Below are 13,371 nucleotides of genomic sequence, written 5' to 3' on the forward strand. Positions count from 1 at the left end.
TAACACCTACTGTCTGTTACTACTCAAATTTTTCTTTTTAAAAAGGTAAATCCCCGCAACAAGAATAAACCACACCGGCGTGACAAACAGTGCCACACGCGTATCCTCGGCCAATGCCAGTACCACCAGTACAAATGCCAAAAACGCTAGGATCAAGTAGTTAGAGAACGGATAAAGTGGCAGTTTGAAGCGGCTGCGACTCGCCAGTTCCGGCTGAGTACGACGATATCGGAGATGACAGATCACCATGATGCCCCAGACAAAGATAAAACACACGGTTGACACGCTCGTGATCAGCGTAAACACGCCCTCTGGCATGATATAGTTCAGCACAATCGCGATCAGAATAACAATCGTGGAGAAAAACAGCGCATTGGAAGGGACTTTCCTCTTGTTCAGTCTTGCAAATGATTCAGGTGCGTTGTGATCCTTTGCCATGGAGAACACCATACGGCTTGTACTGAAAATGGCACTATTACACGCTGACGCTGCGGAAGTCAGTACCACGAAGTTCACAATGCCTGCAGCAGCCGCAATACCCACAGCGGCAAACACTTGTACAAACGGACTTTCAGTCGGCACAATGGCGTTCCACGGGTAGATACTCATAATAATCAGCAGTGCGCCAACATAGAAGAGCAGTACCCGGATCGGGATCTGGTTAATTGCTCTCGGAATAACCTTCTCCGGGTTCTCCGTTTCCCCTGCTGTGAGTCCCACCAGTTCCATGCCTACAAAGGCGAACACTACCATCTGGAACGATATGATGAACCCATGCAGTCCATTCGGGAACCATCCCCCATGACTCCACAGATTGGTGAAGCTCGCTGGACCCTGATCCGTTGTAAAACCTTTGAATATCATATATAAACCAACAACAATGAGTGCAAGAATAGCCACGACTTTAATCAGGGCAAACCAGAATTCCATCTCCCCAAACAACTTGACCGTTGCCAAGTTCATGATTAGCAAAATGACTAACGCAATTAATCCCGGCACCCACTGAGGTACATTCGGAAACCAGAACTGCGTATACAATCCAACTGCCGTAATATCAGCCATGGCAATGGAGATCCAGCAGAACCAGTAGGTCCAGCCTGTAATAAATGCCGCCATATTTCCCAGGTAATCACGCACAAAATCGACAAAGGAATGATACTGCAAGTTGCTTAACAGCAGCTCCCCCAATGCACGCATGATCAGGAACAACACAACACCCGTAATAATGTAGGCCAGCAAGATGGATGGCCCTGTTAGCTGGATCGTTTTGCCTGCTCCGAGAAACAGACCTGTACCGATCGCACCTCCGATCGCCATCAACTGCACGTGCCTGTTCTTTAATCCCCTTGTTAACGTTTCTTGCTGCATGATCAACCACCACTCTCTTTCTGCACATGCTCTCTACGATGAAAAATAATATTAATCATCATATAATAATCTGCCCAGAATACATATCCCTCTTTATATATTTTTTTGCACAGCAAAAAGGATGTCCCATAAGTCATGGATATGACGGGTGACATCCTCTTTGCTGTGTTATTTTGCTTTAATCAACCTGACACACGCTATTCGCTTCCATTTGCCTAGATCTGAGATCTAACGAATCACAGAGACGCTAATTCGTCGATTTACTGGAATTTTTAGGTTCGGAACCCCTCTTATGACGAAATAGCGTTACTGAGGTTCGTTAAATCTTGCAACCGTTAATGATCTACCATTTAAGGTGCGGTAGGTTCGTTAGCAATTGTGCGAGGCGGATTCCCTTTTGAGACAGTTCCTGATTATGTACATGTTTACCATACATACCTAAGGAAATATATTAAAATATAAACCAAGCATAGAACGGAAACGAATAAAAAGGCAATCGCTAATGGTCGATCGTTTTTCCAAATTCGAATCGCATTAGCAACATTAATCATGATTAACGCAATAAAGTTGATAACACTGGAATACCATTGAAACGAGTTGAACACGATCATCATAAATCCTATGATCCAGATGAACCAAAACCAAAGTGGAATTTTCAGAAAAAGCTGCTTCATTAAGATGTACTCCTCATATATTAAATTGGTCTATGTACAAGATATTCTTCGAAGTAGATATAAATTCCTTTATTTAGGTTATAATCCCAAATAATAAATACGATTTAGACCCAATTTCAAGCATCCTCACAGTTAAAAGGGCCCCGATAAAGGCGCCCTCTGGTCTGTTTAGTAATTTCTTTGCTTATCCAATCTGTTCCGAGGATATCGATCAGTGTAATTTCATTGCCCTCTTTGTCCGTACCAATTTCAGAGAGCGCAGTGTATCAAATTTTCGATCTTCATGCATCCAGCTACAATTAATGGGTTCGGAAAGCACCATCGTTTTAACGAACAGCGCTATCTAACCAGCAACTATTTTTGCTTATAAAACTCATGATACAGCTTCATTAACGCCCGCTTCTCAATCCGTGATACATAAGAGCGTGAGATGCCCAGTTCCTTCGCAATTTCGCGTTGAGTTCGTTCTTCCCCGCCCGCTTCCAGGCCAAATCGACCGATTACAACTTCCTTCTCCCGATCATCCAGGATGTCGAGATTGCGATAAATTTTGCTTTTTTCAATCTTGAGCTGTACCCGATCTACAACATCATCAGCTTCTGTGCCAAGGATATCGATTAATGTAATTTCATTGCCTTCTTTGTCCGTACCGATAGGGTCGTGCAGGGATACATCTTTGCGTGTTTTCTTCAGGGAACGGAGATGCATCAAAATTTCGTTTTCAATACATCTCGCCGCAAATGTGGCCAGCTTCGTGCCTTTGCCTTGTTGAAAACTTTCGATGGCTTTGATCAAACCAATGGTTCCGATGGAAATCAGGTCTTCCTGATCTTCACCCGTATTGTCGAACTTCTTGACGATATGCGCGACGAGGCGCAGATTGTGTTCAATGAGCAGATTGCGAGAGTGGGCATTGCCTTCAGCCATAAGGCGTAAATGTTTGGCTTCATCACCCTCAGCCAGTGGCTGGGGGAACGCATTATTTTTGACATACGAGACGAGTAACGTTAACTCTTTAATGAATAGAGCAATTGCGGTAAACAATCCGGGCACAGATGACACCTCCTGCAGTTTTACAACGATCTGGCCTGAGCACATGTGGGAACAGGGTCGATCTATTGTATGTAGGCAGAGGCCCAGAAGTGCACGTACACTTGAAAAAGGTGAAGCTTCTGTAGTTATTTCACAGGCTCACAGAGACAATGGAGCCCACCCGCTGAAGCAGGAGAAATTCTTTTTCCACACTTTCGATAAAATACTTCTTTTCACCAAATAGGACAACATCATTCTGGGCTAATGAAACATCGCTTTTAAAATAGATCACATTGTCCGTCTCACGGAATGCACCTTTGTAATAGAACATCCTATTTCTCTCCTTCATGTATCTACCTATGTAATTAACTACCCGCTCCATGTGGATCTGCTTCCTTCATGCTAACATATTCTCTCTCATTCATCATGTCATATTCGCACACTAACCAACATAAAGCCCCAGTCCTGTGCAGAACAGAACTGAGGCTGCATATCGATATGAATTCCTGTTTCTCCTGTCAATTGCTTCAAGAAGCTAATTCAAATTAAATCATTTGAAGATTCGTTGAGAGAACTGATACAGTCCACTGTTCCAGACAGATGGTTCGTGTCCACCTACATCCAGATAAAACGTATGCGGAATATTCATGCTACTCAAGCCGTTTTTGAAGTTCTGGCTGACCCATAACAGACCATCACTTGATCCGCAGGAGATCCACAACAATTTGAGTTGGCTAGCGACTTGTCCCGGGTTGGAAACCAGCTGTGATACAGATTGCGTATTCGGTGCAGCCGAGAAGGCTCCTACCCAAGCGAAGGTATTCAGATTTTTCAACCCGAAGTTAAGCGACTGCCCACCACCCATGGACAGACCGGCCAACGCACGACTATTGCGGTCCTTGTACACCGGATAATTGGCTTCGATATGAGGAATCAGATCCTTGAGCAGATCTTGCTCAAACCGTTCAAACGCAGCCACTTTGTCCGGAGCAAAAATGTCACCGACTGGACGGTCGTCCTTCATGGCACGGCCATTCGGCATGACAACGATCATCTGAGACAACTTACCTTCCGAATACAGGTTGTCCAGAATGTTCTTGGGTTTCATTGCGTTAACCCACTCATACTCATCTCCGCCGATGCCATGCAGGAGATACAGGACGTTATACTTTTTATTCGGAGAATATCCTGGCGGTGTATACACGGTCGCTTTGCGTGTATTGCCCACCGTTGTGGAGTAATAGGATATCAGATTGGTATTTCCATGCGGAATATTGTTTCGATAGCCATCAAAACCCGATGGTGCCGGCACCACCGGAGTGTTAGCCAGAGCATTGTTTGCGTCATTGCTGGATACATTCATAGATTCATACGCTGTGTTCTGAGCACCAACCTCGCTGGAATCCGTAGCAAAAGCCATTGTTGGGGCAATCATGGCAACGACTATCGAAAGACTTAAAAGGATTGAAATACGTTTTTTCATCTCAATTTCTCCTCTCAATTTTGTCAAACTTAAGTATGCGTTTCTCGAAGTTTCACTGGAGTACGCTTGATGCTGAAGTTCAACTTTTTATAAAGCGGTGAAGCAAGCTTCCTCTCAACCCAAAATTGAAAGCCCTTACAATAAACAGGTTAGATCACCTCCCTTCCCTTCAGAAAAACACTAAAACATGTAGATTTCACTCTGTTTTCCCGACATAGAATTACTTATATAGTATATTTAAACTTATTTATCCATTTTTTGCAACAATATTTTCATTTCTATCGATTCAATTCAATGAATCTTAGAGCATCAGAGTTTTTCTTCTTTATCCTCGAATCATAATTAAAAATGTAAAATACTGTTGTTAAATTGAATATTTTACCTTATTATAGCTTCCATAGGGGGGTGTCTATGAACAATTTCAATAGATTCATAATATTTTTCTTCTGAGAGATATGCTTACGCAAAAGTTTCTCAACGTTTCGGCCGCCTATATCTCTTGCAACTACTTTATATTCTGGGAGGAAAATGATGATGTTCAATGTACGCTTGTCGATCAAAAAAGCGTGGGCTTCATTCCTGGTGATTACATTATTGCTGCCTTTACTTGTGGGGTTATGGCCATCTAATGTCTATGCTGCATCTAACAATGAAGGAAAAATATCCATAACCGCAGATGATGAGTTCACACTTTTTATAAACGGCAGACAGACGGGAAAAGGCACCGACTGGGCCAAAGCCTATACATTCCCTGTGCCGATTCAATCTGGCATCAATGTGATTGCGGTTCAAGCGAAGGATATAGGCCTCTATGCGGGACTGCTGGCAGACCTTAGCTACGGAGATGAGAATCTGGTTACGGATTTCAACTGGAAAGTATCTGAACGATATGTCGAAGGTTGGGAGCAACCCAAATTCGATGATTCGTCATGGTCACGTGCTACTGACTTCGGACGGTATGGCAGTGATCCTTGGAAACAGATTAGCGGCATGCCTGAGGAGACCAGTGCACGCTGGATCTGGGCAGGCAAGACCAATGTGGATGCTCCAGTTTCAGAAGCATATTTTCGAATCTCGTTTAACGTATCCGAAGATGGACTGGCTATTAGCAGTCCCATTTCTTCTTCCGGTCAATTCGAGCAAGTCGATTATCAGTTAAAACCGACCCAACCCATGCCTGCTTCCATGGTGAAGAGACTTCCCGTGGTAAATGCCGTCTTTGAAACGGTGGAAGAGAACGGTTCTATAGAACTTAGCACCCAAGAAGCTGCCCAAATCGGTAATAACCTAGCTCCTGGTCAGATCTTTCTCGATCAGTCTTCTGCCCGGGCTATCAAAGTTACAAGCGTCAATAGAAGCTCTGGTGGTATGCGGGTAGATTACACCACTCCGGGTGTGGAGGAATTGTTCGATTACTATGATATTCCCGAGCAGGAGGTCTCGTTCGAAGAGCGTAACATCGTCATGCCTGATCCTGAGATGGTATTGGATAGCAAGGAATGGCTTGTTCAGGAAACCCCCTCCTTGTTAGAGACCGATATAACTGACGATGCTGAAATGCGACAGTTCAACATCGACAACACGATTCAAAATGATTTAGATGCAAATATGGACATGCTTGCGGATGCAGAAACAATGGATATCGCTTCCACGGATATCGCACCCATGGATCTGAATGATGTGAATTCCATGGACATGAATGATACAAACGATATGGATCTGAATGATGTGATTCGTGCTGCTGGAGCAGGTGATTTTGCCAATTGCAAAAAATCCGGCAATGAGTTTGTCTGTGATTTCAAGAAGGTACTTGTAAATCAACAAAATGCAAACGGTAACAAAGTGTTCGTTGAAGCAGGTGGCAAGCTCACCTTGATTGCACCCAAAGTTACGGGGAAATACGGATTTTGGGGGAAATATGATCTGAAATTTACTGCTGGTGAGAAAGCCAACATCTATATCAAAGGTGATGCCAAGTTCAAAAAAGAAGTTAAAGTTCCAATCATGGGCTTCAACATTGGTGCTGGCAACCTCGGAGCCGTATCTGTCGGCGTTTTTCTGGTCATTGGTATTGACGGCAACGTCACCTTTGAATTTCAGGTCGATCAAGGATACACGGTTACCGCGGGAGTCAAAGGGAAAACACGTGTCTTTATTCCCGTGAAGATCCAGCCTTACAGCAGTGTGAACAGATATCTTACGGTAACCCATAAAATTGAAGGACAGATCACTGCTTGGGCAGGAGCCAAAGCGGAAGTCGGTCTGAAAATTGCCGGCAAAAAAATACTTGAGGTAAGTGTTTTTGCCGGCATTGAAGGCACAGGGAAATGGACAAGCAGCAATAATGTGCCCAGTACCATGTCTCTAAAGATTGATGCTCTCGTCAAAGGAGAAGGAGCTGTATTTAATAAGTCCTTCAAACTCTTCGAGCTGCGCTGGAATTTGGTGAATCTGGTGAAAACCCCTACCAATCCGGGAACCGGACAGAACCTGGCACGAAATGCTGCCATAACGGTAACTTCCACCTATCCCGGGTATTCAGCAGCCAGAATTAATGACGGGGATCGTAACACGGCCTTGGGGGAAAATTATAGCTGGGCCAATAACCGTAATTCCTCACTTCCCCAATATGTCGTCATTGATTTGCCGGCATCGAGTTCAATCCAACGAATTGATCTGTATACCACCCAGGGATACCCGCTTGCCAATTATGATCTGCAATACTGGAATGGCTCAAATTGGGTAAATCTTGTACAGATTACAGGCAATCAAGAGTTAATGCGTTCACACACATTTTCAGCAGTCAGTACCTCCAAGATCCGTGTCGTAGCGAGTAAAGGTCCTTCCCATCAGTCAACCTATGTGCGAATCAATGAGCTTGAAATCTATTAAAACAACATACCCAAAAAGCCTCAGCTCCTGGTTACACAGGATGGCTGAGGCTTTCTTGACATCTGTTTAGTGTACGGATACTGGATTAACTGCCTCTGCACCCTCGGGTGAAGCCAGTCTGTCTTTCATCAACAGACTGATGAACAAGCCCAGCAAACCCAGTGCAGCAATTACTGCGGCACACAAAGGCACTGAGATAAGTCCCGTATGCGTAATTGCATACCCACCCATATAGGCACCAGCGGCATTTCCCAGGTTAAATGCCGAATGACTTGAGGTTGTCGCAAGCAGCGGTGCTTCACGAGTCATATTCATAATCCGAATCTGAAGTCCCGGCATAATACCAAAAGCAGCTACACCCCAGAAGAATATGGTGATTACCGCGAGATAAGGATTCTCTAGTGTAATCGTAAGTGCAGCCAAAAGAACCGCCAGTATCCCAAAGTTGACGATCAACGAAGGCATCAGCTTCCAGTCTGCCAGACGGCCGCCAACCAAATTGCCCAAGGTTACACCGAAGCCAAACAACACCAGAATCCAAGTCACACTTTGCTCCGCAAAGCCACTAATATCCACAAGCATCGGCGTAATATAGGTGAAGACTGTAAACAAACTTCCGCACCCCAACGCCCCAATAAGCAGAATCAGCAACACTTGTGGACGTACCAGATTTCGGAATTGCTGACCGAGGTTTGCAGGCGGTCCTTGTGCAATAACCGGAATAAAACGAATAATTCCCATTAATGAGATAATGCCAAGAATTGTAATGGCTCCGAAGGATGATCTCCACCCAAGCTGTTGCCCGATAAACGTACCAAACGGAACGCCAATGATGTTGGCAATCGTTAGCCCAGCGAGAACAACCGATACCGCTCCTGCCCTTCTCTCGGGTGCAACGAGCCGTGTTGCCATGATTGAACCTACACCGAGGAACGTACCATGAGCAAATGCCGTTAAGATCCGTGCTGAAATTAACAACCCGTATGTGGGAGCAATGACAGACAATGCGTTCCCGATAATGAAAATGCACATGAGCAGCACCAGCAGTTTTTTCTGTGGAATCTTGTGCGTAAACACGGTTAAAATCGGCGCACCTACCGCTACACCAAGCGCATATCCCGTAATGAGTTGTCCTGCCTGCGGAATGCTTACATTCAAGTCTGTTGCCACATTGGGCAGCAGGCCCATAATGATAAATTCAGTCATACCAATCGCAAAAGCGCCAATCGTCAGGCATAACAGGGACAATGGAAACGCCCCACGTTTACCCGGCTGCGAAGCCTCTAGTTCTGTTTTGTATCCTGTATTGTGTCCAGTCGTGCTCATAGATGTTCTCTTCTCCAGTCTCTTAATCAACGATTTTCTGTCGCCTTCAACCACAAGGCTTCTGTTAGTTGTTCGAACGTTTCACGCATAGCCAGCTTGTCCCGCCAGTGTGCCGGAATACCACTCAGTCCATAATAAGCACCTGCAATCTGCCCATACACCGCACCCGTGGTATCCGCATCATCACCCAGATTAACAGCTAGCAACGCACCTTCTTCAAAGTTCGCCGATTTATGGAACGCCCATAATGCTGCTTCAAGTGAACGAACCACGTAGCCACTGCCCTTGATTTCTGGCGGTTCTTTGCTCTGATAGGAACCCCTAACAACCTCTTCAATAGCGGGCGAAAAGGCAGGTTCTTCCCTCCACTGTCTGCATGTCTCCGGCATCAGCATAACGTTTTTGTCCGCTCCGCGCAGACCAGCAACAAGTATGGCAGCCAATACCTCACATGCCTCTACGCTTTCCGCTGCGGCATGTGTTGTACGAGAACTCAACCCGGCATAGCGGACCATTTCGTTTGGTTGATTGGCATAAGCCATCGCGACAGGAGCAAGCCTCATGATAGAGCCATTGCCTGCCGTCATCGGGTCAGTTGATCCGCTGTAAGCTTCCCCGGTTATCTCAAATCTCTGCAAGGCACTTCGCGTTGCCCCGCCGATATCAAAGCAATCGCCTGTGCTGCTCATATACCCGACCTTGTACCAATTGGTGTATCTGCGCATCTGATCCGCAGGATCGAAGTTTGCCTTGCGTACCAGACTTTCTGCCAAACATAGAGCCATGGATGTATCATCTGTCCACTGTCCAGGTTCCAACCCGAATACGCCGCCTCCCACGATATCCGTCACAGGTTCAAACGTACCCGGACTGCTGAATTCCACGGTAGTTCCGAGCGCATCACCCACTGCAAGTCCAATGAAGCAGCCATTGAAACGGTCTCTTAGCAGCATGCTTGTCTTCCTCCCTTACTCCATATACTTTCAGAATCTTTCTTCTATTTTCCCACAGTGTTTAATCTGGCGTAAAGCTAATCTTCCTGATAACAGGAACACGATTTCTTCTATTATAAAAGTGTCGAAAGCTGTTGAACGATCAGAAAAACCAATTTTCATAAAAATTCTTTTATTTTATTATGCTGAAAAAACAGTTTATTCAGTACACCGCTTACATGTAAAGGGCTTAACGATTTGCAAGGTTCATTACTTTCTGAAAACACGTCATACATATGAAAACTTTCAATGTAAACATTCATAACACACTTGACCCTCAAGTTTGTCCTATGTTACGGTTTTATTAGCTTTTAACGCATATTTTTTCCCAAATTAATATTCATTAACGATAAACTGCGTCAGATAACATTCCGCGTGTTAATGAATATACGGAAATGAATTTGCGGAAAATTTTCATTTTATTTTATCCCAAACTAATTCTGAAACAGGAGGAACAAATTTATGATTAAGGCACTGGTATTTGATTTCGACGGAACGATTATTGATACAGAGACAGCATGGTATATTGCTTTTCGTGATGCTTACAAGGAACATGGCGTAGATCTAACCCTGGAGATGTACTCACAATGCATCGGGACCAGTCTAAAAACATTTAATCCGTATGAGTACCTCATCACAGATTTGAATCTTCCGATCGATCGGGAAGCGTTCAGGGAGTCCGTTCAGTTGCAGCACGCTGCATTGATGAACAAAGAGAAGGTGCGTCCTGGTATTCAGGAATATCTCGAACAAGCACGTGAAGCCGGATTGAAACTCGCTGTAGCCTCCAGCTCCAAACGGGAGTGGGTTGAACAGCATCTGGAACAACTGAAACTGAAAGATTATTTTGAAGTCATTCGTACGGCAGATGATGTAGCGAATGTAAAGCCTGACCCGGAACTCTACACTCAAGCACTTGAAGCCCTTGGAGTAACTGCAGACGAAGCCGTAGCGATTGAGGATTCACCTAACGGCGCGCGTGCAGCTGCTGCGGCTGGTATGCACTGCGTAGTCATCTCGAATACCATCACAGGAACACTGGAATTCGATATGCCTCACCAACGGCTGTCTTGCTTGACTGACCTTGCATTTAACGATTTGATTTCGAAGCCACTCGTCACTACCGTCTAAGGTTTGCACGAATTTCGCGATTTAATCCTTAAAGGGGGAGTTCACATGAAAGCTGTACATTTTGGTGCGGGCAATATAGGCCGCGGTTTTATCGGTCATATGTTGTCCGCTTCCGACTACGAAGTCTGCTTTGTCGCACGTAACCCGAAGAAAATCTCCATGCTTCAAGAGAGACAAGAATACCCGATTACACTTGCCAATACTGATCAGGACACTACGATTGTCAACAACGTGACGGCGATCAATGTGAGTGAGCAGAATCTGGTTGCGGAAGAGATCGCTTCAGCCGATCTGATCACAACCGCGGTGGGGGTATCTGCACTCGGAGATATCGCCGAGCCGATCGCCAAAGGCATTCAACTTCGCATGAAAAACAATAATCAGGCTCCACTGCATATTATCGCTTGCGAGAATGCCATCGGTGGTAGCACCAGGCTGAAGAAACGCATCTATCCATATCTGGATGAACAAACTCGCAAAAAAGCCGAACGTTATGTTTCTTTCCCCAATGCAGCTGTGGACCGGATTGTTCCGGCTCAAAACCACAAAGACCCGCTGCAGGTCACTGTTGAACCTTTTTACGAATGGGTCGTTCATCGTCCAGCACTTCTGGATGGATTCAAGAAAATAGACGGCGTCCACTATGTGGATTCGCTTGAACCTTATATCGAGCGTAAAATGTTTACGGTCAATACAGGCCACTGTGTCGCTGCATACTTCGGCTATCTCGAAGGATTCAAGACGATCCGCCAGGTGATGAGTAACTCCACCCTTCGGGCCAAGGTACGCCATGTTATGGAAGAGACGGGTCAGATGCTTATCCAGAAGCATGGATTCAACGCACAGAAGCATAACAAATATATCGACACCATACTGGAACGCTTCGCCAATCCCAACCTGACGGATCAGGTCACCCGGGTCGGACGTTCCCCCCTTCGCAAGCTTTCGCCTCATGATCGGCTTGTTCGCCCAGCGCTGCAGGCCATTGAATTCGGAATTGACATTCCTCATTTAACTTCTGCTATGGCGGCCGCAATGTTGTTTAATGACAAGCGCGACGAGGAAGCCATGAAGCTACAACACATGATTCGCGAAGATGGCGTCTCCGCCTTCATCCGTGAACGCATGGGAATTCCCGACGAACATCCCGTTCATCAGAATGTAATCGCCCGTTATCAAGAACTTAGAGGGCGCAAGGAATCGACTATACTAACCTGAGTAACGGATCAGGGCATGGGTTCGATCCTGCAAACTGAATAGAAACACAGCCAAGAAGCCGGGAGGAACCTTTGCAGCATCGCTCCTTCCGGCTCTTTGTCTATGCACGGCGTGGCATGGCACGGTACATTCTATCTACATTGTAGTAACGTTAATAAAACAGCGCACCTCCTCTCTCAAGGAAATACGCTGTTTAGGGAATCTTTTTTTAAATTTACTACATCGTTTGGCTCAGCCTTGGGCCTCATCCCTTTTCTACTCATTCATGATGGAATTAAGGGATGCATATGCCATGGGCAGGAAACCTTCCGAAGGTTCACCAATAGGTGCTTGGATGTGGAAAATGTAACCATTCCCGTCCAGTTCTTTGACAATAAAGTACTCTGTTTTCTTATCATTCTGGGACATCATGTACAATTTCGCATCCTTCATCGGGCCGTTGCTGAGTTGTTCAGCCGTTAACTGCTTCACTTCTCCGGTCTCGGACAACTCTTCCTTGGCATCCATCTTCAGCGCATCCAGATTGTAATTCACCGGCAACTTCTCAATCTCTACCTCATAATCGGGATCAATCTTCATTGTTAATTCATGGTCTTCGGCGTCAAAAGCCATCGGTTCAAACACATAAAGTGAATAACCTTTCGCTTGTGCCAGTGTGACTGGACGTTTCTCGGTCATTCCTTCTACCGCCACTTCCAACTCTGATGTCTTCGGACGATCGGAAGTTACTGTACCGCCTGTATTGGAACCGTTATTGTCATCACTCGATTCAATCTTTGCAATCTCTGTAAGTACCAACTGTTTTGTTGTTGCATCAATCGTTTTCTCTACATATTTGAAACGAACGGAATCTTCGTCATCGATATCATCCAGAGACTTCTGCAGATCTTCGCTCACCTGGAATGACATCGGCTTCTCATTCACTCGAATCTCAACGGTATGTGGATCAGCCCACCCAGTCAGAATACCTTCTGCTTCTATTGCAGCACTTTCATTCGGTTGTTGCTCCGGTGCTGGTGACTGTTCTTCCGTATTATTCACTGGCGGCTGTGCAGCAGGATTACTGTTCCCACAGGCCACAAGCGAGAATCCCATAAGTAAAACCAGGAGTGATGCACTGACTTTCATTGTATTTCCTTTTCGCATATGAACACCTCCGTTAGCTTATACGCAATGATGCTTGTCCATGTTGCTTCTCATCCATTGGCTTGGCTGTATACTAGTACTTACACGGGAGAAAGGCAGCTCAATCATG

The 13,371-nt window shown here is 45.3% G+C and carries 10 protein-coding genes; 3 read left to right on the plus strand and 7 right to left on the minus strand.

Going from position 1 to position 13,371, the window contains the following annotated elements; genetic code table 11:
- Positions 1-6: 6 nt before the first annotated feature.
- From F0220_RS21915 to F0220_RS21930, 4 genes are all read right to left on the minus strand, one after another.
- Positions 7-1,368: an amino acid permease gene (locus F0220_RS21915; protein ID WP_105599804.1), complete on the minus strand. Its 1,362-nt coding sequence runs from the start codon at positions 1,366-1,368 to the stop codon at positions 7-9.
- Positions 1,369-2,396: 1,028 nt separating this feature from the next.
- Positions 2,397-3,095 (minus strand): RNA polymerase sporulation sigma factor SigK, encoded by a 699-nt coding sequence (gene sigK, locus F0220_RS21920; RefSeq protein WP_017687130.1) that lies wholly within the window; start codon positions 3,093-3,095, stop codon positions 2,397-2,399.
- 130 nt (positions 3,096-3,225) lie between these two features.
- Positions 3,226-3,423, minus strand: a complete 198-nt coding sequence (locus F0220_RS21925) for a hypothetical protein (RefSeq protein ID WP_223199744.1) — start codon at positions 3,421-3,423, stop codon at positions 3,226-3,228.
- Between the two features lie 201 nt (positions 3,424-3,624).
- On the minus strand, positions 3,625-4,557 hold the full coding sequence (locus tag F0220_RS21930; protein ID WP_105599809.1) for an alpha/beta hydrolase: 933 nt from the start codon (positions 4,555-4,557) through the stop codon (positions 3,625-3,627).
- Positions 4,558-5,106: 549 nt separating this feature from the next.
- Here F0220_RS21930 and F0220_RS21935 point away from each other — a divergent pair.
- Positions 5,107-7,449 carry a galactose-binding domain-containing protein gene (locus F0220_RS21935; RefSeq protein ID WP_223199745.1) on the plus strand — a complete coding sequence of 781 codons (2,343 nt, stop codon included), beginning with the start codon at positions 5,107-5,109 and terminating at the stop codon, positions 7,447-7,449.
- 66 nt (positions 7,450-7,515) lie between these two features.
- Here the strand turns inward: F0220_RS21935 and F0220_RS21940 are convergent, their stop codons facing one another.
- Both F0220_RS21940 and F0220_RS21945 read right to left on the minus strand, forming a co-directional pair.
- A complete protein-coding gene (locus F0220_RS21940) occupies positions 7,516-8,775 on the minus strand; it encodes an MFS transporter (RefSeq protein ID WP_223200006.1) in 1,260 nt (419 codons plus the stop codon).
- 26 nt (positions 8,776-8,801) lie between these two features.
- Complete coding sequence (locus tag F0220_RS21945; RefSeq protein ID WP_105599812.1) at positions 8,802-9,728, minus strand: ADP-ribosylglycohydrolase family protein; 927 nt, start codon at positions 9,726-9,728, stop codon at positions 8,802-8,804.
- Positions 9,729-10,229: 501 nt separating this feature from the next.
- Between F0220_RS21945 and F0220_RS21950 the strand changes: the two genes are divergently transcribed.
- Together F0220_RS21950 and F0220_RS21955 are read left to right on the plus strand one after the other, a co-directional pair.
- The gene (locus tag F0220_RS21950) at positions 10,230-10,898 is read left to right on the plus strand and encodes an HAD family hydrolase (protein WP_091013734.1); all 669 of its coding nucleotides are present in this window, start codon (positions 10,230-10,232) and stop codon (positions 10,896-10,898) included.
- Positions 10,899-10,943: 45 nt separating this feature from the next.
- A complete protein-coding gene (locus F0220_RS21955; protein ID WP_105599814.1) occupies positions 10,944-12,116 on the plus strand; it encodes a mannitol-1-phosphate 5-dehydrogenase in 1,173 nt (390 codons plus the stop codon).
- Between the two features lie 255 nt (positions 12,117-12,371).
- Here F0220_RS21955 and F0220_RS21960 read toward each other — a convergent pair whose 3' ends face one another.
- Positions 12,372-13,262, minus strand: a complete 891-nt coding sequence (locus tag F0220_RS21960; protein WP_105599815.1) for a DUF8580 domain-containing lipoprotein — start codon at positions 13,260-13,262, stop codon at positions 12,372-12,374.
- Between the last annotated feature and the right edge of the window lie 109 nt (positions 13,263-13,371).

Source organism: Paenibacillus sp. 37, from assembly GCF_008386395.1.
GTDB classification, from domain to species: Bacteria; Bacillota; Bacilli; order Paenibacillales; family Paenibacillaceae; genus Paenibacillus; species Paenibacillus amylolyticus_B.